Source organism: Fructilactobacillus sp. X2R1C1, assembly GCF_059901435.1.
Window position 1 is genome coordinate 318,140 of the sequence record NZ_JBWXUV010000001.1, and the last position, 26,557, is coordinate 344,696.

The 26,557-nt window shown below is 39.1% G+C and carries 27 protein-coding genes; 21 read left to right on the forward strand and 6 right to left on the reverse strand.

The window, feature by feature from the left end; genetic code table 11:
• Positions 1–8: 8 nt before the first annotated feature.
• The 5 genes from AC6UDG_RS01430 to AC6UDG_RS01450 all read left to right on the forward strand — a co-directional run bounded on the left by AC6UDG_RS01430 (position 9) and on the right by AC6UDG_RS01450 (position 5,629).
• A complete protein-coding gene (locus tag AC6UDG_RS01430; protein ID WP_500706208.1) occupies positions 9–1,001 on the forward strand; it encodes an NAD(P)-dependent oxidoreductase in 993 nt (330 codons plus the stop codon).
• Between the two features lie 11 nt (positions 1,002–1,012).
• Positions 1,013–2,002, forward strand: a complete 990-nt coding sequence (locus AC6UDG_RS01435; protein WP_500706209.1) for an NAD(P)-dependent oxidoreductase — start codon at positions 1,013–1,015, stop codon at positions 2,000–2,002.
• Between the two features lie 18 nt (positions 2,003–2,020).
• Entirely contained in the window at positions 2,021–2,626 is a 606-nt protein-coding gene (locus AC6UDG_RS01440) for a nitroreductase family protein (protein ID WP_500706210.1), read from the forward strand.
• Positions 2,627–2,756: 130 nt separating this feature from the next.
• Positions 2,757–4,463 (forward strand): putative glycosyltransferase family protein, encoded by a 1,707-nt coding sequence (locus AC6UDG_RS01445; protein ID WP_500706211.1) that lies wholly within the window; start codon positions 2,757–2,759, stop codon positions 4,461–4,463.
• A gap of 119 nt (positions 4,464–4,582) precedes the next feature.
• Entirely contained in the window at positions 4,583–5,629 is a 1,047-nt protein-coding gene (locus AC6UDG_RS01450) for an acyltransferase (RefSeq protein WP_500706212.1), read from the forward strand.
• A 59-nt stretch (positions 5,630–5,688) separates the two neighbouring features.
• Here the strand turns inward: AC6UDG_RS01450 and AC6UDG_RS01455 are convergent, their stop codons facing one another.
• The gene (locus AC6UDG_RS01455) at positions 5,689–6,816 is read right to left on the reverse strand and encodes a DUF3290 family protein (RefSeq protein ID WP_500706213.1); all 1,128 of its coding nucleotides are present in this window, start codon (positions 6,814–6,816) and stop codon (positions 5,689–5,691) included.
• 518 nt (positions 6,817–7,334) lie between these two features.
• On the opposite strand from AC6UDG_RS01455, the gene AC6UDG_RS01460 reads away from it, so the two are divergent.
• The 5 genes from AC6UDG_RS01460 (at position 7,335) to AC6UDG_RS01480 (ending at position 11,351) form a co-directional block, all read left to right on the forward strand.
• The gene (locus AC6UDG_RS01460; RefSeq protein WP_500706214.1) at positions 7,335–7,718 is read left to right on the forward strand and encodes a hypothetical protein; all 384 of its coding nucleotides are present in this window, start codon (positions 7,335–7,337) and stop codon (positions 7,716–7,718) included.
• On the forward strand, positions 7,715–8,914 hold the full coding sequence (locus AC6UDG_RS01465; protein ID WP_500706215.1) for a hypothetical protein: 1,200 nt from the start codon (positions 7,715–7,717) through the stop codon (positions 8,912–8,914). The genes AC6UDG_RS01460 and AC6UDG_RS01465 overlap by 4 nt, the downstream gene beginning before the upstream one ends.
• 61 nt (positions 8,915–8,975) lie before the next feature.
• Complete coding sequence (locus AC6UDG_RS01470; RefSeq protein WP_500706216.1) at positions 8,976–9,149, forward strand: hypothetical protein; 174 nt, start codon at positions 8,976–8,978, stop codon at positions 9,147–9,149.
• Positions 9,149–9,409 carry a hypothetical protein gene (locus AC6UDG_RS01475; protein ID WP_500693356.1) on the forward strand — a complete coding sequence of 87 codons (261 nt, stop codon included), beginning with the start codon at positions 9,149–9,151 and terminating at the stop codon, positions 9,407–9,409. The genes AC6UDG_RS01470 and AC6UDG_RS01475 overlap by 1 nt, the downstream gene beginning before the upstream one ends.
• Positions 9,410–9,515: 106 nt before the next feature.
• A complete protein-coding gene (locus AC6UDG_RS01480) occupies positions 9,516–11,351 on the forward strand; it encodes a putative glycosyltransferase family protein (protein WP_500706217.1) in 1,836 nt (611 codons plus the stop codon).
• 51 nt (positions 11,352–11,402) lie between these two features.
• On the opposite strand, the gene AC6UDG_RS01485 is transcribed toward AC6UDG_RS01480, so the two are convergent.
• The gene (locus AC6UDG_RS01485; RefSeq protein ID WP_500706218.1) at positions 11,403–11,543 is read right to left on the reverse strand and encodes a hypothetical protein; all 141 of its coding nucleotides are present in this window, start codon (positions 11,541–11,543) and stop codon (positions 11,403–11,405) included.
• Complete coding sequence (locus tag AC6UDG_RS01490) at positions 11,533–12,579, reverse strand: zinc-binding alcohol dehydrogenase family protein (protein WP_500706219.1); 1,047 nt, start codon at positions 12,577–12,579, stop codon at positions 11,533–11,535. Before AC6UDG_RS01490 ends, AC6UDG_RS01485 begins: the two co-directional genes overlap by 11 nt.
• Positions 12,580–12,710: 131 nt before the next feature.
• Between AC6UDG_RS01490 and AC6UDG_RS01495 the strand changes: the two genes are divergently transcribed.
• The 7 genes from AC6UDG_RS01495 (at position 12,711) to AC6UDG_RS01525 (ending at position 18,237) form a co-directional block, all read left to right on the forward strand.
• The gene (locus AC6UDG_RS01495) at positions 12,711–13,208 is read left to right on the forward strand and encodes a methylated-DNA--[protein]-cysteine S-methyltransferase (protein WP_500699003.1); all 498 of its coding nucleotides are present in this window, start codon (positions 12,711–12,713) and stop codon (positions 13,206–13,208) included.
• Positions 13,209–13,337: 129 nt separating this feature from the next.
• On the forward strand, positions 13,338–14,096 hold the full coding sequence (locus AC6UDG_RS01500; protein WP_500706220.1) for a hypothetical protein: 759 nt from the start codon (positions 13,338–13,340) through the stop codon (positions 14,094–14,096).
• 556 nt (positions 14,097–14,652) lie between these two features.
• Complete coding sequence (locus tag AC6UDG_RS01505) at positions 14,653–15,096, forward strand: helix-turn-helix domain-containing protein (RefSeq protein WP_500706221.1); 444 nt, start codon at positions 14,653–14,655, stop codon at positions 15,094–15,096.
• A gap of 110 nt (positions 15,097–15,206) precedes the next feature.
• On the forward strand, positions 15,207–16,721 hold the full coding sequence (locus AC6UDG_RS01510; protein ID WP_500706222.1) for an FGGY-family carbohydrate kinase: 1,515 nt from the start codon (positions 15,207–15,209) through the stop codon (positions 16,719–16,721).
• Between the two features lie 133 nt (positions 16,722–16,854).
• A complete protein-coding gene (locus tag AC6UDG_RS01515) occupies positions 16,855–17,307 on the forward strand; it encodes a ketopantoate reductase family protein (RefSeq protein WP_500706223.1) in 453 nt (150 codons plus the stop codon).
• Between the two features lie 43 nt (positions 17,308–17,350).
• A complete protein-coding gene (locus tag AC6UDG_RS01520; RefSeq protein ID WP_500706224.1) occupies positions 17,351–17,884 on the forward strand; it encodes a ketopantoate reductase family protein in 534 nt (177 codons plus the stop codon).
• 155 nt (positions 17,885–18,039) lie between these two features.
• Positions 18,040–18,237 (forward strand): hypothetical protein, encoded by a 198-nt coding sequence (locus AC6UDG_RS01525; protein ID WP_500695384.1) that lies wholly within the window; start codon positions 18,040–18,042, stop codon positions 18,235–18,237.
• A 79-nt stretch (positions 18,238–18,316) separates the two neighbouring features.
• Here AC6UDG_RS01525 and AC6UDG_RS01530 read toward each other — a convergent pair whose 3' ends face one another.
• Positions 18,317–19,645 (reverse strand): replication-associated recombination protein A, encoded by a 1,329-nt coding sequence (locus AC6UDG_RS01530; RefSeq protein ID WP_500706225.1) that lies wholly within the window; start codon positions 19,643–19,645, stop codon positions 18,317–18,319.
• A 133-nt stretch (positions 19,646–19,778) separates the two neighbouring features.
• Positions 19,779–20,723: an NmrA family NAD(P)-binding protein gene (locus tag AC6UDG_RS01535; RefSeq protein ID WP_500706226.1), complete on the reverse strand. Its 945-nt coding sequence runs from the start codon at positions 20,721–20,723 to the stop codon at positions 19,779–19,781.
• Between the two features lie 151 nt (positions 20,724–20,874).
• On the opposite strand from AC6UDG_RS01535, the gene AC6UDG_RS01540 reads away from it, so the two are divergent.
• The gene (locus AC6UDG_RS01540) at positions 20,875–21,048 is read left to right on the forward strand and encodes a hypothetical protein (protein WP_500693369.1); all 174 of its coding nucleotides are present in this window, start codon (positions 20,875–20,877) and stop codon (positions 21,046–21,048) included.
• A 47-nt stretch (positions 21,049–21,095) separates the two neighbouring features.
• On the opposite strand, the gene AC6UDG_RS01545 is transcribed toward AC6UDG_RS01540, so the two are convergent.
• On the reverse strand, positions 21,096–21,617 hold the full coding sequence (locus AC6UDG_RS01545; RefSeq protein WP_500693370.1) for an HdeD family acid-resistance protein: 522 nt from the start codon (positions 21,615–21,617) through the stop codon (positions 21,096–21,098).
• 314 nt (positions 21,618–21,931) lie between these two features.
• Here AC6UDG_RS01545 and AC6UDG_RS01550 point away from each other — a divergent pair, with 314 nt between their 5' ends.
• The 3 genes from AC6UDG_RS01550 to AC6UDG_RS01560 all read left to right on the forward strand — a co-directional run bounded on the left by AC6UDG_RS01550 (position 21,932) and on the right by AC6UDG_RS01560 (position 26,557).
• The gene (locus AC6UDG_RS01550) at positions 21,932–24,595 is read left to right on the forward strand and encodes a YfhO family protein (RefSeq protein WP_500706227.1); all 2,664 of its coding nucleotides are present in this window, start codon (positions 21,932–21,934) and stop codon (positions 24,593–24,595) included.
• Between the two features lie 82 nt (positions 24,596–24,677).
• Entirely contained in the window at positions 24,678–25,337 is a 660-nt protein-coding gene (locus AC6UDG_RS01555; RefSeq protein WP_500693372.1) for a histidine phosphatase family protein, read from the forward strand.
• Positions 25,338–25,441: 104 nt separating this feature from the next.
• On the forward strand, positions 25,442–26,557 hold the full coding sequence (locus tag AC6UDG_RS01560) for a glycerol dehydrogenase (protein WP_500706228.1): 1,116 nt from the start codon (positions 25,442–25,444) through the stop codon (positions 26,555–26,557).

The window sequence follows — 26,557 nt, forward strand, 5'->3', positions numbered from 1 at the left end:
ATAGTTTAATGTTTAAAATAACAATATACCATGCTGATGCGATGCAGAAGCAATACTTTGAAGATTATAATCAAACAGAATTCGACTTAAAGTTTGTCAATGAAAAGTTAACGATGGCCAATGTAAGTCAGGCTCAGGGATCAAACGGGGTTTTGATTGATGGGATGTGCGACGCTGATGGTACAATCGTTGACCACTTAGCCGATTATGGCGTTGAGTACTTGTTTACTCGTTCGGTTGGAGTTAATAATATTGACATTAAGCGGGCGACTGAAAAGGGCATTAAAGTTGCTAACGTGCCCGACTATTCACCACATTCGGTAGCAGGATTGGCGTTTACTCTTGGAATGACGCTTTTTAGACATGTTGCTCAAGCAACCGCCAACACGCATGACGCTGATTTTCGTATCTTACCACTGTACTTTAGTCGTGAGATTCACGATTCAACGGTTGGAATCATTGGGGCCGGTAGGATCGGAACGGCTGAAGCCCAGATGTATGATGCAGTTGGGGCAAACGTTTTGGCTTATCAACGTCACGCTGATCCGGACAATCATTCCGTTAAATTTGTTGACATGGATGAATTACTCACAAAGTCTGATATTGTATCCATTCACGTTCCACTAACTTCCGGGACCGAGAAGTTAATTGGCAAGACCGAACTCGATCAGATGAAGAACGATGCCATCCTGGTTAATACAGCTCGGGGCGGTGTGGTTGACAACAACGCGGTTGCTGATGCCGTTGAAAACTTTGAAATTGGTGGTTATGGAACCGATGTCCTACTAGATGAAGGTCAGATTATGGGTAAAGAATTCAATAGTTTGGATGATGTTCCTAATGCTGAAGACAAGAAGTTGATGAAGAACTATCCTAATGTGATTGTAACGCCACACATGGGTTCATTTACCGAGGAAGCCAATAAGGATATGGTTCGCATCAGTTTTGAGAACTTTCAAAAAGTGATTGAGACCGGGAAACCACTTCATCCATTAAACTAAGGAGAGATATAATGGCAAAGATTACTGCTTATGACGTAAGGCCATTTGAAAAAGAATACTTTGTGGATTTAAATTCATATGACTTTGATTTGAATTTGGTTGAAAGACCATTGAAGATTGATACGGTTGACGAGGCAATGGGCACGGATGCCATCCTGATTGACGGTTCCTGTGTCGCTGATAAAGATGTCTTGGATAAAGTCAAGGATATGGGAATTAAGTATCTGTTTACCCGTTTTGTTGGTTACAACAACATTGACCTAGATGCTGCTAAAGCAGACGGAATTATGGTTGCTAACGTTCCTAGTTATTCACCATATTCCGTTGCCGAATTAGCACTGACGATGGGAATGGACCTATTCAGACACGTTGCCCAGGCAACTGTAAATACAAATAACGCTGACTTTCGGGTTCTGCCAACGTATTTCAGTAATGAAATTCATGATGCAACCGTCGGAATTATCGGAGTTGGTCACATGGGGAGTGCTGAGGCTAAGTTGTATCACAATCTTGGTGCCAACGTGCTTGGCTATCAACGTCATCCAAATGACAATCCCGATGTAACCTTCGTTGATGAAGATGAGTTGTTAAAGAAGTCGGATATTGTTTCCATTCACGTTCCTTACGTACCGGGTGAAAATGACGAGATGATTGGTGCTCCAGAGTTAGCCAAGATGAAACGAAACGCTATTTTAGTCAACACTGCGCGTGGTGAGCTGGTTGATACTAAGGCCGTTACGATTGCATTGTCTGGTAGTAACATTGGTGGCTACGCTGCTGACGTGATTATTGATGAGAATCAGATTGATGGTAACGAGTTCAACTCATTAGATGACCTTCCAAACAAAGACGTGTTAGAATTGATGAAGCGTTATCCAAATGTTATTATTACTCCGCACATGGGTTATCTGACTAAGCCAGCCACGGTCGACATGATCAAGGTTAGCTATGATAATTTCCACGAAGCAATGACAACGGGAAAGACCAAGAATCAAATTTGACGAAAGAAGTTTTGGAACATGGAATTAAAGAAACAATTCTTAGATCTTGAGAAGAATCGACGAACTATCTATGACTTGGGTAAGGATGTACCTTTCTCACAGGACGATCTATATACTTATATCAAGGAATTAATTAAATACACACCAAGTGCCTTTAATGGGCAGACGGTTCGAGCTGTGGTACTTTTTAACGAAAACCATGATAAGTTGTGGGATATCGTTGAAGATGCACTAAGAGAAAAGGTACCTGCCGACGGCTTCCTTCGCACCAAGGCAAAAATCTCAACTTTTAGGGATGCCTACGCATCAATTTTGTTTTTCACTGATATGGACAAGGTCAAAGAATTGCAAGGTCAATTTAAGACCTATCAATACGAAATGTACAACTGGTCTGAAGAAGGACAAGGAAATGCGCAGTTCGCTGTTTGGACCGGCCTTGAAGAAAATGGACTTGGCGTTAACATTCAACACTATGATCCATTGATTAATGCTCAAGTAGCTTCAACCTTTGATATTCCGGATCATTGGCAGTTACGGGCTGAGATGAACTTCGGTTCAATCAACACTCCAGCTAGCGAAAAAGATTTTATGGAAGATAGCAAGCGATTTAGAGTGCTTAAATAGAATAATACGTAAAAGAGCGTGAAGATTTTGTCTTCACGCTCTTTTTGTATGTAAAATTAAATTTCTTATTTTGGAAGAATTCTGATATGATTAATGTATATTCTATTAATTAGAGGTGCTTTTTATCGTAATGTGTAAAAGAATTCTTCATAAACATCCTAATCTGTTTGTAATTTTATTGTTTGTATTACTGAGTATTTTGATTGTGTTACCGTACTATAATACTCCGATTGTCTCATGGGATTTGCCTTTTCATCTTGCTCCGCTAAATGAAACATTTGAATACATTAAAAATGGAAATTTGATCCATCTATTTCCAGATATTTTAACTAAAACTGGCGGATCAATTGGTTATCCTTTGAATTTATTTTATCCGCAGTTAATCCTTTTACCTGAACTATTTTTTAGAATGATAGGGTTTGGTGCATATAATTCTTATTTAATATTTTTATTTTTAATTACTTTGTTTACTTTCATTTCTATGTACTTAGTATCGTATAAGATTAGTGAAAATAAGTTTTCTGGATTAGTAAGTTCACTCCTATATGGATTTGCGCAATACAGAACTTTTGATATGTTTTTGAGACAAGATATTTCAGAAGCTATGGTATTTGTCTTCTTACCAATTTGTTTTTATGGGATATACCAGATATTATGTAAGAATTATAAAAAGTGGTGGATTCTTTCAATTGGAATGATTCTGGTTCTTTTAACTCATATTTTGTCTGCTGTTATTATCAGCGTTTTTATGTTTCTATCACTTGGGCTATTATTTTTAAATTCAAGTAGTGTTAAAGATAAAATAAAACGTTTAGTGTATTTAGTTTTATCCGCTCTTATTTCTGTTTTAGGAGCTGCAATTTTTCTTTTTCCATTGATGTGGAATCATCATTTGTACTCCCCTCTAATAATAGAAAGCCAGGAAACTTATTTACTTAGAGATTCTTTAAACATTAGTACCATAGTTTTTGGTGGACTTTCAGCATATGATTTAGGAATTGGAATTATCTTGCTTGTTACGTTTATTTTTTCTGCTTTTTGGTTTAGAAAAATGAACAATATGTTTAAATATTTGTTTATTGAAGCCATTGTATTTATTTTATTAATTTCTAATTTATTTCCCTGGAATGCTTTCCAACCTATTTTGAAAATGATTCAATTTCCAAATCGATTTTATCTGATTGCGGTTTTCTTGATTTCATTAATTGGTGGTAAATGTATTAATGATATTTTAAGTGAATCTGCACTAGGTGATTTAGTTAGGAACAAAAGTATCTTTCTTACTTTATTTACATTACTTTGTTTGTGTATATCATTGTCTTCTTCAGAGAAAATTAAATCAAATCCAACTGAACTAACTGGTTTTTCTGTTATTACTTCAAAGGATGGATTTGAAAATGAAACATCAAATTTTCATGATATTTTTGATTACTTACCAGCTAAATCAAAGAATACAATCCCAATGCTTCTAAGACATTCAGTACCAGCTATGAATGGTAAGAATTCCAGGATTAAACAAGTTGGCAGAAGTACTTCCTATAATAAGATTAGCTATGATCTTTTAAGTGCGAATAATACTAATTGGATAAAAATACCTAACATTTATTACCATGGTTTCCATGTTTATAATAATGGTAAAGAGATTCCAATTAAAGTTGATTATGAAAAAGTAATTCAAGTTAAATTGAACAAAGGTCGTAATAACTTAGATGTTGTTTATAAAAAGACTACCTTACAAATTATTTCAATTTGGATTAGTTTAATTACATGGATTTTTCTTTTGTTTTTACTTGTTAGAAACTTCTTAGTTAACCGAAGAAAGAAATTGAATAACTAATTTTAAAGGAGTGAAGAAATATTTCTTCGCTCCTTTATTTGATTAAAATTATATTTTTTGTTAGTTAAAAATCTGATACCATTGTAATTGTGTTAAAAATTACATAATTAGGAGATAGTATGAAAAAAAGATTAACTTATATTGATGTAATCAATATTATTGCGATTATATTTGTTTTATTTATTCATTCATCTTGGGATTTTACTCCAAGTGCCTTAGGAATATTTGATTCAGCGGTAAGAGCAATTGTTGCACCAGCTGTATTTCTGTTTTTAATGAATTCTGGAGCAACATTACTTGGGTATCGTGATAAGTATGACACACAAGTATTTTTTAAAAAGAGGTTTTTTAGGGTTGTAGTTCCATTGATTGTGTGGAGTATTGTCTATTATATAGTTGACTCGATGCTTAAAAATCCACTTCCAGATGTTAATTATGTTCATCCCAATCCTAGTATTGGAGATTTTATTACTAGCTTTTTCTCTGGAAATATTAATGGGGCTTTCTGGTTCTTTTACTGCATTATTGCATTGTATTTACTTACACCAATTTTATCGGTGCTTTCTAAAAATCATAAAAATGTTTTATTTTACATTGTAGTATTAGACTTTCTATTTAATAGTTTGTTTTTATATTTGAATAATAACTTATTCCATATGGATTTATCCCCATATATTTTCCCAATTACTTCTACGAGCTATGTTGGATTTTTCATTATGGGGTATTTAATCAAAGTAGGTTACTTCGATCGAAAATGGTTAAAGATTATGAAATGGGTTGCACTTTTATCCTTAATCATTTCTTTCGTCATTGCATTACTTATATTTAAGGGATTGCCGCCAGTTATCAATAACTTAAAAGAATATGGTGGACCATTATTGTTCATATATGTAATTGGACTTTATCTTTGGATTAAGGATTTTGTTGAATCACACAAAGTCTTTGTTAAGCCTAAGTTTCAAACTTTGTTAGCTAAAGTTGCTTCAGTTAGTTTAGGAATTTATATCTTGCATCCTTTCTTTTTGAAGTTATTTATGTACGTGACAAAAACAACCTTTAGTAGTTGGCTTGATATTCTGGTAATGCCATTATTTACTTACGTAGTTTGTGGATTAGTGGTTTATGTAATTAAAAAGGTTCCGTTTGTAAAAGATATTTTGCCTTAACGATATATATATATATAAATAAGCCCAATCCATCTGGATTAGGCTTATTTATTTACTATCTATTTAGTTTTCTTCAAACTCTTTCTCTTCTTTGGATACAACACAAGATCAAGATCTCCCTTAGATCCAAACTGACCTAAGTAGACATCCTGAATGGTGCATCCTTGTTTCTCACACATTTGTTCAACTTGATCGTCGTTTAAGTTACGACGTTTAGCAACGTTTTCGTTTAATTGACCATCGGTAATAATCGGGTAGTTCATAGTAGGTTCATCGTTTAACGTTACGGTCAACTGACCGTTTTCTTCAAGGGTGGCGTTCTTAACGTCCTTGAAGTCGTTAACTCCATGAGTTCTTAGTTTGAAAGCAAGCTGATTAGCAGTTAAACCGTTCCGCAATGCACGGTTGACATTTACGACACCATTTAAAATCAGTATCTGCGGACTTCCGTTGATGAGCTTGTTCAGCGTATTACTCGTTCCGGTTAAGAACTTACTTGCAAAGACGATAACAGACCAGATTAACAGGATAATGACAAATTGAATTGGAGTGATGTCTTGGTTGTAAATAACACCACCAATAATTCCACCAAGAATATAGTTCTGGAGTTGGTCGACGGCATTTGATGGAGCCAGGTTACCTTTGCCAGAAAGGTTAATCTGTAAGACAATCATGATGAATCCAATCAGGAACTTCAAGAAGATGGTCCAATATTGAGAGTCACTACTACTCCACGTGAAGCCACCCTTGTTGATATGCTTGGGTTTAGATACTAGTTTAGTTGGGGTGACCGTGTAGTTGGTCATGTCAGTATTGAAGTGAACCACGTAGGCGTCTTTTCCCGCTTGAATCGTCATTCCATCAACCAGATTATTGCTACTAGCATACATCTGGTTTAGCGGAACTTTTTTCTGTTTACTGATGTTTTTCATGATTTGGACGGTCTGAGTAGTTTGACTATCAGCGTTTTTTTGCTGAAAGACTCGGCCCGTCTGCATCGCGATAATCAGTGCCCCTAACATCGTAACTAGGATGAATAGGCTTCGAAATCTTAGATTACTTCTATTTCGATAATAGAAGATCCCAGTTCCAATGATGACCAACGCAATCACAATGATTAAACCAATAAAGATGTAGTTGGTAAAATTGAAATTGTGGGAAATAAATGAATATGAATAAAGCTTCACTACTCTCACTCCAGTTCTGTATTAGTTATGTAACAATTATACTCAATTCGGACGGTTTGTGTTTTATATTTAGCAAGAAATTAACTTTTTGTTTATTTTATTGTCTGGCAGGACGTGAAAATGGTATTAATCTAAAGCTTATGAAAGTGATACAATGGTTTGTGCTATAATATCTGTATTATTAACGTATCTATTAATTAAAAATAATATATACATTAATCGTATTATCATTTATAAGTAGGAGTGGTATTATCAAATATTCAAATACGCAATGGGTTATATACAAAGCCTCTGAGCTACTATCTAGCAAACTATTTGTATTATTAATATTACTGGTAGCGTTTGTTATTTTAGTCCTTGGATATGTTCTGATCAGAAATAGTTACTATCAGGACAAGGCAAGCAATAGCCACGGCATCAAACCAAATCATAAAAAAACAGGTGTATGGCTGGTTTGTATTGGGATCGTCTTCATCGGGATCTTTTTTGTTGGTTCTAAGTACGTTAAGGCTAGAGCAGTGGACCCGAACGAGATTGAAAGAACGAATCAAGTTAACTTTGATGAGACTGGTACGATCACCAACATTAATCAATCTGATGATAATTACTTGTATGAGATTAAAGTTAACGGTAAACGGAAAAATCAGACCGTCTATGTTTCGATGCTGGATAAACCCGTTAGCATGGACGTTCAGCCACCGATTCACCCCTTCAGTGGGACGATAATTACGCAACCAGTGATTAGTAATGCAACGGTGGGTAGTAAAGTAACGTTAAGGTCATGTAAATACGACTTTAAGTATAAAAACCATAAGGATTTTGTGCCTAATGACGATTCTGCTAATAAACAATTGAAGTTATTAAATGAGAATTACGTAAATGGAGTTGTAACCGAAAAATGATAAAAGATTCAATTTATTTTTTAAAAAAACATGAATCTTCTTTGTATCTGTGTGCTCTGGTAATCGGAATCCTCGATGCATTAGTTGGGACCACGATGATCATTAAAATGCATCCAGTCATTGGACACGTGTTACATTTAGTGCTCCTGTTGGCGTTTGTCTATGTGTTTTTTAAGATTTTTTTCTTTGATAACTTAAAGCCGATTTATTTGGTGGGAATTTTCGTCCTAATTACCTTCATATTCATAAATGGTCATTTTGCCAGAGACCAAAGTTTGTTATATACGATGGTGTTTCTTGTTGGTATGAAGGACGTTCCGATTAAACGGATTATTAAAACGGAAATAATTGTTACGATCTGTGTGATTGGGGTAGTTATTTTATTTTCAGCATTTGGCATTTTGCCGAATCTGCAATTCCCCCGAAACGGATTAATTCGCAATAGTTTAGGATTCGTTTACCCATTATTATTGTCCTCAGCGGTCTTTTTCTTGAACGTTGCGTTAGCGAGTTATTTATTGATTAATAAAATATCGTTTAAGAACAAACTGATTGGCGCATTAATAATGGCGGTTGGAACGATTGCCATCTACTTGATTACTGATTCCAGAACCGATCTGTTGCTTAACATCGCGATCGTGATTGTTATCATCCTTTCATGTTTTTCCATTAATTTAAGAAATCGATACACGAAGATATTGGCGGAACTGACGCCACTATTGATTGCCTTCTGGACCATCATATCAATGATTTTTTATAAAAATGATAGTCTTTGGTTAACTTTAAATAAGCTTTTTAGTAACCGGTTGGCTCTGGTGCATGAAGCCTATTTAAAGTACATGCCAGGCATGCTTGGTCAATACATCAAGCAGCGCGGAAACGGCGGTAAGGTGAGTGATGTCTTACATTACTTTTACATTGATTCCAGTTTTTCACGGGTGCTGTTTATGGATGGTTACATTGTGTTTGTAATATTGATGGTTTTAATTACCATTGGACTTGTTCGTTTATTGTCGAAAGACAGTGCGGTGGCCTCATATTTAGCCTTTATTATTATCATTACACTAATCGAAGGGGTCTTTACCGACCACATGTTTTATGCTAATAACGTCGCTTTGTTTATGATTGCTGGTCAGATCATGGAACTGATAAGTCAACGTGGTTCTAGTGAGAACCTTTTGAAGAGTGCCATATAAAGTTTATTGAAGTGTTTTGTAATTACTAGGGTGAATCTAGGAGTTACAGAGCGCTTTTTTTGTGAGTAAATTTGTTTCAAGCATGCTTAATCGGATTGAAAATGATAAAATAGTTCAAACGAAACAACAGGATAATTTATTTAAAGCGGCCCAAAATTCAGCAATTTTTAACACGTGGACGACTGATCATCACGATTTTGCTACCAAAACGGGGAAACTAAAGGAGTCTTTTTAATGGAGTCAAAAAGTAAAGAGGAAGCATTAAACAAAAAGATTAAGAATCTGCATAACTTTGCGAATTGGGGTTTAACGCCACTGGTTGTGATCTTTATCGTGGTTTACTTTTTAACCAAGCCAACCTCGATCTGGACGATTTTATTGGCGTTACTAGTGGTCTTTACGACGTTTATCGTCTGTGTAATGGCGCTAGTTTACATTCACCAGAAGAAGAAACTCCAAAAGGAAGCTAATCAACAGAATTCTGATCAAAAATAACGAGATAATGGCGGTACGATAGGTAACCGTTTTTTTTGTGGCAATTAATTAGTGTATAATCGATGATAATTAAGAAGTTAATCACAATTACTTATAAGAGGAAATCATGAAGAAGAATAAATATGCTAAAACGACGTTAGCGGTTCTTTTAATTTTGTTAGCGGCCCTTTTCTTGGTTGGAATTCAGTACTTTTCACACAGTATCCTACTAGGAAACGACTCGCTCTTTCATTTTAATCGCATTTATGACGTTGAAAGACAGCTTCAGACCGGCAACTTCAACTATTTCATGACTAACTATGGCTTCAATCAGACTGGTCGAATCGTCAACGCGGTCTATGGACCTTACATGGCCTTTATTTTGGGCGTAGTTTTGCTAGCGACTAAGAGTTGGTTTAGCTTCCAGCTGGTAACGAGTTTTGTTCTGTATGTCATCGCCGGACTGGGTTCGTACGGCTTGCTTCGCCGGGTCAAGGTCAATCGTTTTTTTGCCACGGCTGGCGCCATTATTTATTTGTCACAGAACTTCATTACCGGTTGGCAGACTGATGCCCAATTCCTAGCTTGGGGCGCAGCCGTCCTGCCGTTTGCGGTGATGGTGGCTCTTGATTTGCTGGATGGTTCACCGAAGAAAATTCACGTGACGTTAGCGTTGATCGTTGCGATTTTACTTGAGATGCACATCCTGAGTGCCTTGTTCACGGTCATTATGCTAATCCCGTTTGTGGTTGTTGGTCTTTGGCGTTCCCGAGCTAAGTGGAAGTATCTGGGTAAGATTACGTTAAACGTGCTCTTAACGTTGATTTTAGCTGGAAATTACTTCGTCGGTTTCTTGAACATTTTCGGAAAAAACGAACTCATGCCACCATTTACGATGAAGGACATGAGTACGTATTCGGCTAATTTTAATTTTTATAATAACTTACCCAATGAAGTTGGAATCGTGCTGACATTGATTTGTGTCTTCCAGTTAGGTTACATGATTATTGCCAAAAAGAAGAATCTGACTAACATCGTGGTCACGATTGTGGGTGGCTTGTTTCTCCTAGTATCATCGGCGATTCTCCCTTGGAACGCAATAGGTGAGAAGTGGACCTACATGCAGAACTTCATCCAGTTCCCATACCGTTTCTTTCCGTATGCGGCAATTTTGTTGATGGTGGGTTTTTTCATGTCACTCAGTCAGATTAATAGTGATTGGTACGAAAAAATCAGCGCATCGCATGGTAATATTCGCTATAACTACATGAAGATTTTTATGGGAATCGTGGTATCTGTCATGACTGTTTTGGCTCTCTGGTTTGCATATTCAAACGTTCAGTATGGCGTTGATGTTTGGCATAACCCGAAGAGTTCCCCGATTAAACGTAATATGATTCGCGCCCTTCCAAACGTGGAGACGCCACGCAAGTACCTGCCACCTGCTAAAAGTCCATTTAAGAAGGATTTGAGCGTGAAACAGGTTCGCTTAGACTTTATAAGTGGTAACCTTGATAAGCCCCTACGTGATGTTTCTGAGTTAAACGGGGACTACTTGCCAAATGATTCTGGTAATCCCAACTTTAATTCGGTTGGATCGCAGTACCATACGGATGTCATGAATAATCATGGCTTTAAGAAACAAGTGGACCGTAATGGTGATTTAACCATTAAGTGGAACGTTGATACCAATCAGACGAAGAATGGCTATCGGATGGTTCCGGTAATCTTGTACCATAATTCAACGGTTAAACTGAACGGGACCAAACTTAGTCGTAATCAATATCGCGTTTCCGATATTGGGGCGGCAAGGGTTAAAGAAAAACCTGGTCAGAATCAGCTGACGGTTGGATACCAAAACCCGGCACATTTCATGGCAGTGGTTGCTCTGTCGGTATTGGCATGGATTGTGACGGTCGGATGTGTGATTATTAAGGGAATCTATCATTGGTTGAAAAAATAATAGACATACAAAAAGGATTGAACCTTGATAAAGGTTCAATCCTTTTTAATGTTAAAGATTATTCCAGTTAATTCCTTTACTAATATCAGAATAGTGATTAGAATTCTGGTCTTTTTGTCCCTCAAGTGCTTCTTTGAGTTGACCATTCTTTTTTAGTTCTTCGGTTTCCCTTGTGGCACTATTATTTTTCATTCTCATCATTGGCCACCACGACTTTCCCAATCATTTGTTTACTTTCGACTAACTTGGTAGCTTTTCGTAAATTTTCGGCATTGATGGGACCAAACTGCTTGGTCATGGTGCTTACTAAATTCCCCTCATCGAGCATGATACTAATCTTATCCAGGATTTCGTGTTGGGTAATCATGTCAGTAGTATGGAATTCAGACTTGGTGAACATGTATTCCCAAGCAAAGCGAGCACGTTTTTCCTTTAGTTTACTCATGTCGAGTGACTTACCAGAGCCGGTGATTGATACGATTGTGCCAGATGGGGCAATTAACTCACAGATTTCGTCCCAGTACGCGTCAATGTTACGTAAATCTAAGATGTAGTCAACGTATTTGAAACCCTGGTCGTGAATCTTTGAAACGATGTCATCGTGGTAGTCAACAACGATGTCGGCGCCGTGATCGAGTTCCCACTGTTTCGTCTCATCTTTTCCGGCAGTGGCAATGACTTTGAGGTTAGCGCGGTGAGCCAATTGGGTCGCAATTGAACCAACTCCACCAGCACCATTGATGATTAAGATTGATTTATTGTGGTTCTGTTCGTCACGGTCGTAAAAATCAATGTTCATCTGTTCAAACATGGCCTCCCACGCCGTCAGGCTAGTGAGTGGCATAGCGGCAGCGTGAGCATTGTCTAACTTCTTCGGGGCAATGCCAACGATGCGTTCGTCAACCACCTGATACTCACTATCGCTACCTGGACGAACGTGTGAACCGGCGTAGAAGACGCGGTCACCAACACTGAAACGATTGGTCTTAGAACCAACTGCCTCAACGATTCCAACGGCATCCCATCCGATAATTTTCGGTTCTTTTAATGGCTCTTTTTGAGCTTCACGGGTGAAAACGTCCACTGGGTTAACCGAAACGGCAGCCACTTTTACTAACAGGTCGTGTGGTTCCGGTTTGGGCACTTCGGTGGTGAAATCAAATAAACTCTTGGGGTCATCAATTGGTAGATATTTTGTGTAACCAACGGCATTCATTTCTTTAGTCATAAGCGTTCTCCTTTTTCGTATTCTACCCCTAGGATACCACGCGGACGGCGATAATTGTTTCCCTGGAGTTAGGTTACCATCACATTTTATGATAAAATGATGATATGGAAAGAGTGGGATGAGGTAAAAAAATGCAAAGATTGTATTGGGATTCCGTTCATGTTAACGGGGATAAAGTCTTCTTCACGATTGACGATCATGGATTGAATTTCGTAAGCAGTCCAGGTCAAGGAGTGTCTCAACTGCTTGATTTTTATACGAATGATCATTTTGAGTACGCCAAAAATAGTGAGCACAGCTTGCAGTATCGTAAAACAATTAAAAACTATTTGCGAGGTAAGTCAACCAGTCTTGATTTGCCAACTGATTTTATGGGGTACGGTTCTGATGAAGACCGGTTGGTTTGGAACGAAATTGCCCAGATTCCGTTTGGTGAATTAGTTACGGTTTCCGATCTGGCAGACCGTTCTGGTGTTAGTCAGGATAAAGTGGAGGCTGCCATTTCAAGAAGTCCCATCTGGATCGTGTTGCCACTTCACCGGGTAACGGATCGAAACGGACGTTATCCATACCGGACAAACGAAATGACCCGTGATTTCTTGGTAAATCTTGAGCATCCTAAAAAGTAAATAATGAAATCGAGATTTCAGTCGTGAAGTCTCTTTTATTTTCGATAAATTGATGTGAAATGACTTTTGTAAAAATGTGTGATGTTGTATAGTCATAATCACAATCAATTAATGAATGGAGTATTTAAAATGAAACATATTATTAAGGCAGATAACGGGCGAGTGTTTAAACGATTGGTAGTGACAGGAGTCAACGATAACAGTAATCAGTTTGATTTCAACAAGGTCAGACCGATTCCGCAGCAAATCAGGGACGTAATCGTCGATAATTATTTGTCAAACGCTGCAATTGGGGTGTACATGGTCAACGTTGACTTTAATCGGGATGATATTCCGTCGACGGTGGAAGCACTAGCGGCTGATATGAATCACAATGGGGATGAATTCTACGACCACGTCCAGCGGGACCAGCAGAAGTTCCTTTCAACTTTCATGGAGGTCTACGGTCAATTTGAGCAACCCATGGATGACAAGATGAAAGAGGCCACCATTGCTTCGCTTCAACGTGGTTACATTGGGGCTAAAAAGTATTTGATTAAGGACAACATTGATTTAGAGGTCTTTCAGCCATATGATCCAGAGAAGATTTTGCAGCCAGACTTAAGGGAGGGTTTTCAAGGCATTGACCTGAACGTACTTGCTTGGTTGTCCAAACAAGGTGAGATGTTGATTAATAACTACATTGCCTTTCAGGCCTTTAATCAGGAAGACTGGACCAACGAAAACTGGCGTATTACTGAAAATGCGTTTGATACTGAGATTGATAAAAAAGAGAACACCATTACTTTTCATACCAATGAAATTGTCGGCTTAACCGATTTGTTTGAGACGTTGTTGATTAAATCCGATGCCCAGGCGGATGATGTGAAGTATATGTATGAGTTGTAGGATGTAACAGAAAAGTATTTTTTATGAAAAAGTCTCTGTGAAGATAAGTAATTAATGCGTATATGCACGATGTAAACCATTTAGTTAAATAATTTAACTAAGTGGTTTTTATTATGGTTAATTTATTGTTTTGTTTCTGATTAGAAACAAATGGTATAATGATATTAGCCAAGGGAGATATGGTGATAAGCACCATGAATAAATGCATCTAAGCGTAAAGTTAAAAGGGTTTTAAAGAAGATCAAAAAGAATCGATCAACTTGGCAGGTAAGCAGACGCTCTAAAAACCTGGAAACTCAAATTAAATTAGAGATGGATTCAGTAGGAATCATGAATTTTATTTATGACAATCTTTCTTGGAAGGATTATGTTTGTGGTCCAGAAAGTGATAACCACATTCCACCAATTTCTGGAGACATTTGGGTATTCGGGTTAACTAGATTAAATTATGATTTGTATTTAAAATTTCAATTGAAGAAGAATTCAGTATATTGGATTTCAATTCATATTGCTGAATATCCAATACAGTATCGTTATAAGTAGGAAGGAGAAAATAATGACGAAATTATTATATAATCCAGAAACAGACCAAACTGGTCAATACCGAGATGTTTACGAAAATAAAACTGTCAATTTTAAAGGCGTAGATGTTAATGTTAACGAACATTTTCTCGTCGATAATGCTGGTGAAAAATGGCTTGATTTTAACAAGCCTGATGAAAATATTCATAAAATATTTGATGCTTACCGCAAATTAAGGGGATTTATGACTTCCCAAGACGTGCGAAAACTTAGGAAAAGTTATGGGTTATCTAGCAGGGACTTTGCTAAAACATTGGGAATGGGATATGGAACACTGAACCAGATTGAAAATAACCATATTGTGCAAAGTACCCAACAAGATGCATTGTTTCAGATGGCTAAGAACAAGAGTGCTTTTGAGAGATTAGTGATTGAACATCATGATAATCACAAGCTAGCGATTGAGATGGGATTGTAATACTTATTTTTGAGATACATTGTTTTATGTTCACTCATTAACAAATTACTCTCAATAAGCTAAACTTAAGTCATCAAACAGCTCACTTTATTTCGCAAAGGAGACTTCCCATGACCCAATACATTTTAGGAATTGACATCGGCACCTCAAGCACCAAAGCCATCTTGATGACGACCACTGGTGAAATTATCGCTCAAGACAAAGCTTCATATCAGTTAGAAACCCCACATCCAGAATGGGCGCAAGAGAATGCTGACGACTGGCTCCAGGCGGTGACGTCCTTGATTAAAAAATTTTCCCAAAAAGTCGATAGTACCCACATCATTGGTATTGGCATCGACGGTCTTTACGGTGGTTCTGGAGTTCCAATTGACAGAAGTGGTCAGCCACTCGGTCCCGCGTTAATTTGGATGGATCGCCGGGCTACGAAAGAAACCGAAGAAGCACTGAAACTTGTCAGTAAATCAGAACTGATGGACGTCACTGGTAACTTGGCTGACCCGTACTACGGTTACACTAAAATTATGTGGTTGAAACAAAACAAACCCGAGTTGTACCGCGACACTTATCAATTTTTGCCACCAGAATCGTACGTCATTTACAAGTTAACGGGGAACATCAGCATTAATTATTCCGCGGCTGGTAATTTAGCTGGGATTTTCAACATTAATGATGATGAGTGGTCGCCTGAATTGGCAGCTAAATTAGGCATTGATTTAAATAAATTACCACAGAAGATGAGTGCTAGCACGGATGTCGCCGGTCAAGTCACTGACAAGTGGGCGCAAGAACTGGGCATTGAAGCGGGGACACCAATTTTTAATACTGGAGTTGACGTTGGGCCAGCGACGGTTGGAACCGGTGTCCTTGGTACTGGCCGCATGACGATTGCATTAGGTACGTCAATGAATGCGGCACTTGTGACCAACAAGCCACTTAAAGATGACAATCTGATTATCTGGCCGTACGCTTACAAACCGAAAGAATATTACTATAACTTTGCAGGCGCTAACACGGCTGGCGCGGTAATTGCGTGGTTCACCCGTGAATTCGCTCAGGAAGTTGATAATAATAACAGTACGAAAATGCTGGACGAAGAAAGTGAGCACGTTCCCGCTGGTAGTAATGGCTTGATTGTTTTACCGTACTTTATGGGAGAACGCAGTCCGGTATGGGATTCCAACGTTCGTGGAACCATCTTTGGGATTTCAATGACGACAAAACGTTATGAGTTATTTAAGGCATTTCAGGAGGCCATTGCCTACTCCGTTCGTCAGAGTATTGAACAGTTTGGTGATCATATTGGCGATTCGTTTACTCTAGTTGGTGGCGTTAGCAGTTCTAGAAAAATGGTCCAGATCATTGCGGATGTGACAGGTAAAACCGTCAAAACGACTGATTCTGGTGGTGAAGCCGACCTCGGAAGTGCCATTCTGGCTGGAATTGGATTGAATCAAATTCAACCACAAGCAGTCCAGAAGTGGGTCAAGATTAATGAAAAAATTGAACCCAATCCAGAAAGACACGAAGAGTATAACAAGTACTATGAGTTGTATCGTTTGGCGTATACGGATACGAAGGGCTTTTATAAGAAGTATAGTGAGTTGGTTGAAAAACAAAACTAATATAATGTGAGTGCTAACTATTTAAGTGGTTTAGCACTTTTTATAAGCCCTCGTTTTTGACATTCCCACTTCACAGCGACATACTTCTCCATGTATTCCAAAGTATTCCAAAAAAGAAAGAAGTATGGTAATAATGAAAATTGCAGTCTACGGCGCTGGTTCACTTGGGACCATTATTGGTGCATATCTCACCAAAGCATACGGCAAAGACAACGTGGATTTGATTGCCAACAATCCCCAGCACGTTAAGGATTTAAATGATCAGGGTGCGACGGTTACCGGCACGGTTAACTTTACCGTTCCTGTCACTGCAAAGACTCCGGATGAATTAAAATCGAACGAGTATGATCTCGTTTTACTTTTGACCAAGCAGACTCATAACGGCGAAGTTCTCCCCAAGGTTAAAGACGTGTTGAAACCAAATGGGACTTTGGTTTCGCTTCAAAACGGGGTTCCAGAAATTGCGATTTCAGAGGTCATTGATCCTGCAAACATCGTTGCTGGTTCCGTTGAATTTGGTGGGACCCAGCTTAACCACACGGAGTCCGAATTAACCACGGCACTTCCAGCTTTTTCAGATTGGTGAACTTGACGGAAAGGACACCGACCGCATTAAGAAGGTCAAAGACGTGCTGAGTCACGTTGGTGGCACCACCATTTCCGATAATTTACTTGGAACCAAATGGTCTAAACTTTTGGTTAACTCATCGTTTAGTGGGTTATCAGCCGCAAGTGATGCTACGTTTGGCCAGGTTGCTGATAGTGAGGTTGGCTTAAAGAGTGCGCTAAATATCGTCAATGAAGGATTAAAGGTCGGTCATGCTGACGGTGTTAAATTTGCCAAAATGGGAAATCATGACCTCAGTTCACTTACTAGTGAACATCCCAATGATGAACCAGCACAGTTGGCCTACCTGAAGTCCGCGATGAACAACAGTAAGAACCTAAAGGCTAGTATGCTGCAAGATTTGGAGAAGGGCAGAAAGACTGAGGTTGATGACATCAATGGGGTGATCTCCGAGACGGGCAAGAAGTATGGAATCAAGACTCCATTCAACGACTTGGTCATTAAGATGGTTGAAAATGCCCAGGATACGGGTAAACTACCGAAGTTTGATGATACCATGGACCAGTTTCAACAATTACTTGATAGCAAATTGTAATTATTGTAATGAGGCTTCTTACAGTACGTTAGAATTATTCGTTGTTTACTTTTAAAATATGTAATATTATGAATCTCTAAAGGAACTTTTAGAGGTTCATTTTTTGTGTTTAAATATAAAGTGTATGAATTAATCGTATCTTAGAAAGGCGAAAAATGACTGTTGCAATATCAATCTTTATTTTTTTGTTTCTGGTCTGGCTACTGTTTGAGTTTATCAGCAGTGCCGCTTGTGGTTGTCTTTTGTTGATGTTTCTATTAGCCGCTACGATTGGTTTGTTTGCGGCTAATTTTTGGATTCTCGGACTGATTATGTTGGTATTAGTTGTGTTTGGAGCGTTATTTAATTATTAGTGGCGTCGATTTTTCTTAAAATTATAGTAAATTAAAATTGTCAGCTCTGATTAAATTATCGGGCTGGCAATTTTTTGGCTTAATTTTTATTATCGTGTTGTTCATGCCACTTCTTGATCTGTTCCAAGCGTTCCTTGAACCGGATCTCATGACCCTCGCTCGTGGGTTTGTAGTAGACGTGACCTTCAACGGATGGTGGCATCGTTTTCATGGTGGTTAACTTGTCTTGATAGTTATGGGCGAGTTCGTACCCCTTGCCGTATCCTAAGTTTTTCATCAACTTGGTGGGAGCATTTCTGATTTGCAGTGGAACGGGATCGTCAGCGGTTTCCTTGACGTCTTTCTTGGCCGCCAGTCGTGCCTTATAGAGGGCGTTTGATTTTGGTGCGAGTGAGAGGTACGTAACGGCCTCTACGAGGTGGACGTCACACTCTGGCATCCCCAGAAACTGACAGGCTTGAAACACGTTAATGGCAACGTTTAAGGCATTCGTGTCAGCTAAGCCAACGTCTTCACTTGCAAACCGCACCAGTCGTCTGGCAATGTAAAGCGGGTCTTCTCCACCATCTAGCATACGAGAAAGCCAGTAAATGGCTGCGTCAACGTCACTATTACGCATCGATTTATGCAAAGCTGAGATAATGTTGTAGTGTTCTTCGCCATTTTTGTCGTACAGCACAAACTTGTTGCCGATCAGTTGTTTCAGACCATCTAACGTTATTTTAGTGACACCGTCTTTTTTGTCACCGTTGAGAACGGCCATTTCCAGGGTGTTTAACGCTTTACGGGCGTCACCGTTAGCAAAATTAGCAATCTCGTTAATTTCATCCTGACCGATTTTGATATTTTGTTTGCCAAAGCCGTCCGGGTTCTTTAAGGCGTTGTTTAAAAGCGTCACCACGTCAGACGGTTTTAAAGCGTGTAGAACGAAGACCTTACAACGTGATAGGAGGGCGGAATTGACCTCAAATGACGGATTCTCGGTGGTGGCTCCAATCAAGATGATGCTCCCTTGCTCGACGTAGGGTAAAAAGGCGTCCTGTTGGGCTTTGTTAAAACGGTGAATTTCGTCGACAAAGACAATCGTTTTTTGCCCAATTGCTTGATCTTGCTCAGCCTGACGCATGATTTTTTTAATTTTGCTGATGCTGCTGTCAGCCGCACTGAAACTGTAAAAGTTTGATTGCGTTTTTCTGGCGATAATTTCGGCCAAAGTGGTTTTACCAACCCCGGGTGGTCCCCAGAAAATCATGGAAGAAACCTGGTCGTTTTCAATTAGTTCTCTTAGAATTTTTCCCTCTCCAAGGAGATTTTGCTGTCCCACAAATTGGTCTAAAGTCTTGGGACGAACCCGACTGGCTAAGGGAACGTTTTGATCTTGATTATTAAAAAGTGATTCTTGCCGCATGGTTACTCACTTCGATTCTGCTAGAAAGTTTAGTCTTTAATTAAGTTTAAGTTAATACACTTGGGGAAATCATGCAATCAATGGGTTTAAAAAAGCTCTCTGATTAAAATTTTAATCAAAGAACTTCTTTTGCTTAGATTTCGTATGATGGTTTAGTGGATAATAAATCTTTAACCTGTTCATCAAGGGTTGGTAATGGTCTACCAATGACCTGCGGCAGGTCCGGATCGTTGTCAGTATTGTTTGCCAAGATTTCTTGATGAGTCATGCCAAATTTGACGGCCTGTTCGTCGATGTTTTCATCTAAGACCCCGGCCCTGATCATGTCTTGAACGCCGACCATGAAATTAATTGAACCCTTGTCATAGCCACGTTTTGCTAAAGCTTGGCGGTAGTTGTCATCGTTTAACAAGTTAACCTTAAAGTCCCTGTTGGTGTTGGCAATGACTGAGGCTGCTAAGTCAGCGTAGGTGTGTTCGTTTCCATAGAACTCATAGACATCCTTGGTCTTTTCGTCGCTTGCCATGACCTTGGCCGCCGCAAACGCGTAGTATTTCTCTTCGGCCCAGCCAACTTTGCCGTCACCAGCGGAGAAGATAAAAGCCGCTCCCTTAGCGGAACGTTTGATGAGGTCGAGGTCGTTTTCTAGGTACCAGTTGTTTCTAAGAAAGGAATGGTTGATGCCAGTTGCCTCAATTAATTTTTCGGTCTTGGCGTGGTCCTCTGCTAGTGGCACCTTGGCGATGTCAGCATGAGGGAAGCTCGTATAAGCGATAAACTTGACCTTAGCTTTGACGGCGGCGTTGACCACGTTTTCGTGTTGGACGTAGCGGGGATGTTCTGGATCAGGTTGCGATGAGACGAAAAGGAGCTTATCAATTCCACTAAAGGCCTGATTTAGACTTTCAGTGTCATTGTAATCACCCTTTCTGATTTCCACTCCCGCAGGATACATCTTTTTGGCTTTCTCAGTATTTCTAGCGATTACGACGATGTCTTCGACAGGAACCAGTCGAATCAAGCCCAAGATAGCACGCTCACCGAAACGACCCGTTCCGGCAGTAACTCCATATTTCATAGTATTGTCTCCTTAGTTTTCATTATCTAAAAACTAGCATTAATTTTTTCAAAAGGCAATTAAACCATTTTTGGAAATGATTCTTTATGAAAGCCGTGGTGATAATGATATAATAGGAACGTATAAACAAAACAGAAGAGGAGGGTTTAGTATGAGTGACAGAAGACCTAGTGAAAAACAAGAAAAGAACTTATTGCATAAATTAGAAAAAGACGATCACAAAAAGGATCGTGGCCATGAAAACCGTTCAACCGATGGAAAAGAGATTCATAAACACATCGAACGTAGTGACCGTCCTGAAGAACCGAATAAGGATCGCAAATAATTAATGGTACAAAAAAAGATCGCGAATCCGCGATCTTTTATTTTTGATTAGAATGAACGAACAATTAACAAAATTCCAAAGAACATGAAGTAAAATGCCACTAAGAATAATGCAACTGACATTGCCATGGCTGGTTGGAATAATAGAACAATTCCTAAGATCAAGCCAATAATACCAAGAATGACTTCAAACCAGAAGTAACCCTTGTGGTTTCTTTCGGCAAATCGACTGTACCATAGTTCAAACAATGAATCGATGATGAACCAGATTGATAACATCAACCAGATGTAGATTCCACCAACGGCAGGGTCTAAGAAGATCAAGATACCAATGATGATATCAAGCACACCGTTAATGACAAGCCAAACTGGTGACATCCCTAATGATTTGTCTAGTTGAGAAATTTCAGCAATCTTGAAGATCCCTTCAACGATTGACAGGATGGCAATGACGAAAACTAATGCCTTAAATGAGTTCAATGGATTCTTCAAAATGAAGAGTGATAAGATCACACTCAGGATTCCGATAACCAGTGAAAACGGGTCAAAGCCCTTTGTTTTACTAAACATATGAACACTCCTTTTTATTTATTAGCCTAAGCTTAAATTCATTTTACCAAAATTTAAGAAATAAACCACCATTGAAATGTTAAATGACGTAATTTAGGGAGATATTTAACTTTAAGGGAAGTTAATTGGAATAATTGACGTATCCTAGTTATGAAAGCTAGCTGGTTTTGTCAAAGACGCTAGCGTTAAATGATTGAACTAACAAATTATTCCTAAAGAATTGTCACATTTGTTAGGTTACGTCACAAAAATATAATACAATGAACTGTGGTTACATAATTTTACAAATATTAATATCGAGGGATTTTTTAGCTATGAAAAAGAAAATGCATGTTTGGAAATACTACGCGGCCGCTTTTATCATTCCGGTCGTAGTGGCTTCCATCGTCTTCGCAATTTACGGAATAACACCATTTGGTAACCATAATCTACTTATCAGTGATTTGCTCACGCAGTACATGCCATTTTTTAAGTTACTTCGTGATCAAATGCTCCATCATACCTTTAGTGCATACTCGTTTTTGGTCTCGATTGGTGATAATACCGTTCCGATCTACACTTACTATTTAATGAGTCCTCTGAACTTATTGGTTTCATGGTTCAGTGTGGTTCACATGCCAATTCTGATCTCAATCATCATTTTGATTAAGATCGGACTAATTGGTTGGTCAATGGCCTTCTTTTTGAAGGTAAAGTATCACAGACAGGACATGATGCAAATCATGGCTGCCGTAGCATACAGTTTGAGTGGTTACGTTGCCCTCTACTTTTATGATTTCATGTGGCTTGAGGCCTTAATGATTCTACCGCTTTTAACCCTTGGAATTGAACGACTGTTTTATAAGGGGAAATGGGGCGGATACGTCGTCGCTTTGACGGCCATCATTATCATGAATTACTACATGGGCTATATGCTGTGTATTTACTCTTTGATCTATTTTGTCTACCTCGTCTTTTTGAACCGTCCAGCTAAAACTGGGTTTTGGCATTACTTAAAGGTTCATGGTTCCATGACGTGTAAGTACGTCGTTAGTTCGATCATTGCCGCCCTGTTGTCGTGTTTCATGTTGATTCCATCAATTGTGGGGATGCTTTCAACCAGTAAGGGATTATTCAAGATCTGGGACTTTCTGCCTTATCCAAGGTTTAGTCCTGCTGTTTTTGTTAATCTTGGGGTGGGAGCCAATAACTTTATGGGTCGTTTGTCCCATGATCCCAGTATCTTTGTGGGCACGATCTTCATCATGGGCCTCTTGGTGTTCTGGTTATCGAAGAAGATTACGAAACGACAGAAACACGCTTCCTTCTGGCTAGTTGGGGCAATTTTCGTCGGGATGTGGATTACCACTTTCAACACTATTTGGCACATGTTTCAAAATCCAGCTGGATTCCCGTATCGAGAAGCCTTCATGTTCGGTTTTGTGACCATCATGTTTGCCTATGAAGCTTACATTAACGGAGCGTTTAAGGACAATCGAGTTGTTAAAAACGCTGGTTTAATCGTTTCCTTCCTGTTAGTAATTGGGTACGGTTGTGGCGATTTGGTTGCCTTATTTAACCACATGCATCAGTATGGCATTCAGCTTATTGCTGGGAATTCCCACTTAATTTATGCTTTAATCTTTGTCTTAGTAACCACGTTGTTGTTAATGGCAACGAATCGCTACGGCAAAAAGATTTGGTACCTGCTTTTCGCAGTCCTGTGTGTTGAGATGGGAGTTAACCTCTATCTTTCCCTTCAGGGACGACGGATTGATGCGTTTAGGAATGCTCCTGCAATGTTTGGGAATCAGAAAAAATTTGAAAATGCCTATAACCAGTCTAAAGGCATTATTGACCAAAAAGTTGATAATAAGAAGAATCAAACGACGTTCCATCGTAATGACGTGAATAATCAACTGTACAGTGGGATCTTTGATCAGGATTACAACCAGTATAATGATGGAATTATCTTTAATTACCGTGGGGTAAGTGGCTATAGTTCAACTTTAAACATGCATACTCAAGCAGTCCTTTCTAATCTGGGATTATCGTCAAGAAACGTGCGCCGGGTTAGCGTGATTGGTAGTTCGCCGATTACCGACCAACTACTTGGAGTTACTAATCGGTTAACCATTTTGAAAAATGGTCAGACGATCAATAAAAAGAATGAACGCTATAGTGGACTGGGCTATGCGGTTTCTGATCGGATTGTTAAGACCAAACTAAACAAGGGTCATGTTTTTAAGAACTTGAATCGTTTCGTTCAAGACGAGTCCGGAACCAAGAAGAAGTTCATGCATAAGGCTCAGGTTACCGTTAATAATTCTGGTAAGTACCGTTATCAGACGGTTGATCCATACGATACTAGACAAATGGATACGGTGGACGGATACAAGTATAATTTGACGGTTAATCCGGTTATTTCCGGTAACCAATACATGTATCTGAGTCAGGCCAACCTCTACAAGGATAAAATCTTTGTGAATGGCAAGAAGATTCCTGAAAGATACCGGATGATCGGGACTGAAAACGTTAAGTTAGGTCATTTTGATAAAGGACAGAAATTTACGGTTAAGATTATTTCTTCTAATAGTCTGAAGGAGAAGAGTCTATTAAAGAGCTTCTCTGGCTTAGACGGTGTGGCTTTCAATCAATTTGTTAACGAAACTCAGCCATACAAGCTGAGGGTGGATCATCCTGAAAACCTGAAACTTTCAGGAGCCGATTTCACTGGTCACGTTAAGACGAGTTCAAAGCGCAACGTGCTCTTATTGAGTATTCCTTATGACAAGGGATGGCACGTGACTGAGAATGGTAAGAAAGTCAAGACCTTGATGGTTGCTGACGGCCTTACTGGGATAAAATTAAAGCCCGGTAAACACACCCTTCACTTCCATTATCGTACTCCAGGATTGATTCTGGGATTGCTTTTGACCCTCGTTGGAATTTTGGGGGCATTCTGCGAGTGGCTATTCTACCGAAAACGAAATAAATAGAAATTAGCATTCCCAAAATACTTTGGGAATGTTTTTTGTTATAATTGGGTTAGAGTTAAGGAAACGAGTGAGGTAATAAATTATGAAAGTAACTGCATACTTAGTACGACACGGACAAACTTATATGAATCTTTATAACAAGGTACAAGGTTGGATTGATTCACCCTTGACCAAAAAGGGACTTGAGGACGCCGATAACGCTGGTGAACGATTGAAGGACATCAATTTTGATGCGGCCTTTAGTAGTGATTCTGGTCGAGCCATTCAAACGGCCCACCATATTTTGCAAGCCAACAACAATAACATTAACATCATTAGTTATCAGTTCCCCGAATTACGGGAACAGTTCCACGGCTACTTTGAGGGTGAAAACTTGGAGCAGATGTGGCAATTTGTTGGTGAACAGGTCAAGACGACTTCTGAAGCCGGGGTTCTCAAAAACTTTGGTCTTGAAAAGGCTCGTGATTTGATTGCCAGAGCCGATTTGTACAATAATGCGGAGGACAACAAGACGTTTTGGAAGCGAGTTGACCGTGGAATTGATCGAATCCGAAAAAACACCAAGGATGGTGACAAGATTCTGATCGTTTCTCATGGGATGACCATTCGCTCCATTGTTGATCGGTATAATCCAGCGCTTGATATTGGTGAACCAGCTAAGAACGGTAGTATCACTAAGCTGATTATTACTGATAAAGATATCAAGGTTGAGTATTTTAATAGTTTAGATGAACAAGTCTAAAAAGTCGGGACAAGCGTCTCGGCTTTTTCTTATGCCTTTTTCAAATGGTTTACTTCTTAATTTGTGAATAATATAATTATGACAGTTTAAAGGAGGAGTAAAAAATGGTTGAATTATATGCAAGCCCTAGTAATTATGTCCAAGGTTCAGATGTATTAATGAACAGTGCGGACCGAATTGGTAAGTTTGGGAAAAAGGTGCTACTTCTATCAAGTGGGACGGCACTAAGAATGGTTGGAAATGACTTTGCTGATTACTTGAAACAACATGACTTTGAAGTAACCGTCGTTGATTTTGCCGGGGAATCATCTGAAAGTGAGATTGATCGGGTCACTAAGATTGGGCAAAATAACGATGATGACATTGTCATTGGTCTGGGTGGTGGCAAGGTGTCCGATAGTGCCAAAGCGATTGCTGACAACTTGAACACGACTGTAGTGATTGCCCCAACGATTGCCTCGACGGATGCGCCATGTTCGCGGTTATCGGTAATCTACACTGATAGTGGTCAATTTGACCACTATCGTTTTTATAAGAAGAATCCCGACATGGTGATTCTTGATACCAAGGTGATTAGTCAGGCGCCAGTCAAGTTTCTGATTTCAGGAATGGCTGATGCCATGGCGACTAACATTGAGGCGACAGACACCCGAAAATCGAACGGGACGAACATGCTGGGTGGAAAATCCACCCTTGCTGGCGAAGCGATTGGACAAATGTGTGAACAAACGTTGTTTAAATATGGCAGTTTAGCAGTGGCTTCAAACGTGGTTGGATCGGCTACTTCCGAACTTGATAAAGTCGCTGAAGCCAACACGCTTCTTAGTGGAATTGGTTTTGAAAGTGGTGGATTAGCAGCTGCTCACGCCATTTATAATGGTTTTACGGCTTTAAGTGGTGAGATTGACCAGTTATCTCACGGACAGAAGGTCGCCTTTGGAACCCTATGTGAGTTGGTTCTGACTGGTTCTGATCACCGTCAATTTGAGAAGTATTTGAAATTTGATCTTGAATTTGGCCTACCAACGACGCTAGCGGATCTGAAGTTAGGGGAAGCTAGTGATGAAGAGTTAATGAAGGCAGCCACTCAAGCATGTGATCCAAATGATACCATGGCCAATTTACCAGCATCGGTAACTCCGACAGATGTGATGAACGCCATGAAAGCTGTTTCTGAATTTAGTCATGAGTATCAGGTCAAGAATGGATTAGGGAATTAA

What these genes read in the sequence shown, in the direction of transcription:
- AC6UDG_RS01495 (WP_500699003.1), top strand. Translation starts at nt 12,711, where the DNA reads ATGCAAAGATTGTATTGGGATTCCGTTCATGTTAACGGGGATAAAGTC.
- AC6UDG_RS01560 (WP_500706228.1), top strand. Translation starts at nt 25,442, where the DNA reads ATGGTTGAATTATATGCAAGCCCTAGTAATTATGTCCAAGGTTCAGAT.
- AC6UDG_RS01515 (WP_500706223.1), top strand. Translation starts at nt 16,855, where the DNA reads ATGAAAATTGCAGTCTACGGCGCTGGTTCACTTGGGACCATTATTGGT.
- AC6UDG_RS01430 (WP_500706208.1), top strand. Translation starts at nt 9, where the DNA reads ATGTTTAAAATAACAATATACCATGCTGATGCGATGCAGAAGCAATAC.
- AC6UDG_RS01500 (WP_500706220.1), top strand. Translation starts at nt 13,338, where the DNA reads ATGAAACATATTATTAAGGCAGATAACGGGCGAGTGTTTAAACGATTG.
- AC6UDG_RS01510 (WP_500706222.1), top strand. Translation starts at nt 15,207, where the DNA reads ATGACCCAATACATTTTAGGAATTGACATCGGCACCTCAAGCACCAAA.
- AC6UDG_RS01550 (WP_500706227.1), top strand. Translation starts at nt 21,932, where the DNA reads ATGAAAAAGAAAATGCATGTTTGGAAATACTACGCGGCCGCTTTTATC.
- AC6UDG_RS01545 (WP_500693370.1), bottom strand. Translation starts at nt 21,617, where the DNA reads ATGTTTAGTAAAACAAAGGGCTTTGACCCGTTTTCACTGGTTATCGGA.
- AC6UDG_RS01440 (WP_500706210.1), top strand. Translation starts at nt 2,021, where the DNA reads ATGGAATTAAAGAAACAATTCTTAGATCTTGAGAAGAATCGACGAACT.
- AC6UDG_RS01505 (WP_500706221.1), top strand. Translation starts at nt 14,653, where the DNA reads ATGACGAAATTATTATATAATCCAGAAACAGACCAAACTGGTCAATAC.
- AC6UDG_RS01555 (WP_500693372.1), top strand. Translation starts at nt 24,678, where the DNA reads ATGAAAGTAACTGCATACTTAGTACGACACGGACAAACTTATATGAAT.
- AC6UDG_RS01480 (WP_500706217.1), top strand. Translation starts at nt 9,516, where the DNA reads ATGAAGAAGAATAAATATGCTAAAACGACGTTAGCGGTTCTTTTAATT.
- AC6UDG_RS01435 (WP_500706209.1), top strand. Translation starts at nt 1,013, where the DNA reads ATGGCAAAGATTACTGCTTATGACGTAAGGCCATTTGAAAAAGAATAC.
- AC6UDG_RS01540 (WP_500693369.1), top strand. Translation starts at nt 20,875, where the DNA reads ATGAGTGACAGAAGACCTAGTGAAAAACAAGAAAAGAACTTATTGCAT.
- AC6UDG_RS01450 (WP_500706212.1), top strand. Translation starts at nt 4,583, where the DNA reads ATGAAAAAAAGATTAACTTATATTGATGTAATCAATATTATTGCGATT.
- AC6UDG_RS01465 (WP_500706215.1), top strand. Translation starts at nt 7,715, where the DNA reads ATGATAAAAGATTCAATTTATTTTTTAAAAAAACATGAATCTTCTTTG.
- AC6UDG_RS01445 (WP_500706211.1), top strand. Translation starts at nt 2,757, where the DNA reads ATGTGTAAAAGAATTCTTCATAAACATCCTAATCTGTTTGTAATTTTA.
- AC6UDG_RS01530 (WP_500706225.1), bottom strand. Translation starts at nt 19,645, where the DNA reads ATGCGGCAAGAATCACTTTTTAATAATCAAGATCAAAACGTTCCCTTA.
- AC6UDG_RS01525 (WP_500695384.1), top strand. Translation starts at nt 18,040, where the DNA reads ATGACTGTTGCAATATCAATCTTTATTTTTTTGTTTCTGGTCTGGCTA.
- AC6UDG_RS01490 (WP_500706219.1), bottom strand. Translation starts at nt 12,579, where the DNA reads ATGACTAAAGAAATGAATGCCGTTGGTTACACAAAATATCTACCAATT.
- AC6UDG_RS01485 (WP_500706218.1), bottom strand. Translation starts at nt 11,543, where the DNA reads ATGAAAAATAATAGTGCCACAAGGGAAACCGAAGAACTAAAAAAGAAT.
- AC6UDG_RS01535 (WP_500706226.1), bottom strand. Translation starts at nt 20,723, where the DNA reads ATGAAATATGGAGTTACTGCCGGAACGGGTCGTTTCGGTGAGCGTGCT.
- AC6UDG_RS01475 (WP_500693356.1), top strand. Translation starts at nt 9,149, where the DNA reads ATGGAGTCAAAAAGTAAAGAGGAAGCATTAAACAAAAAGATTAAGAAT.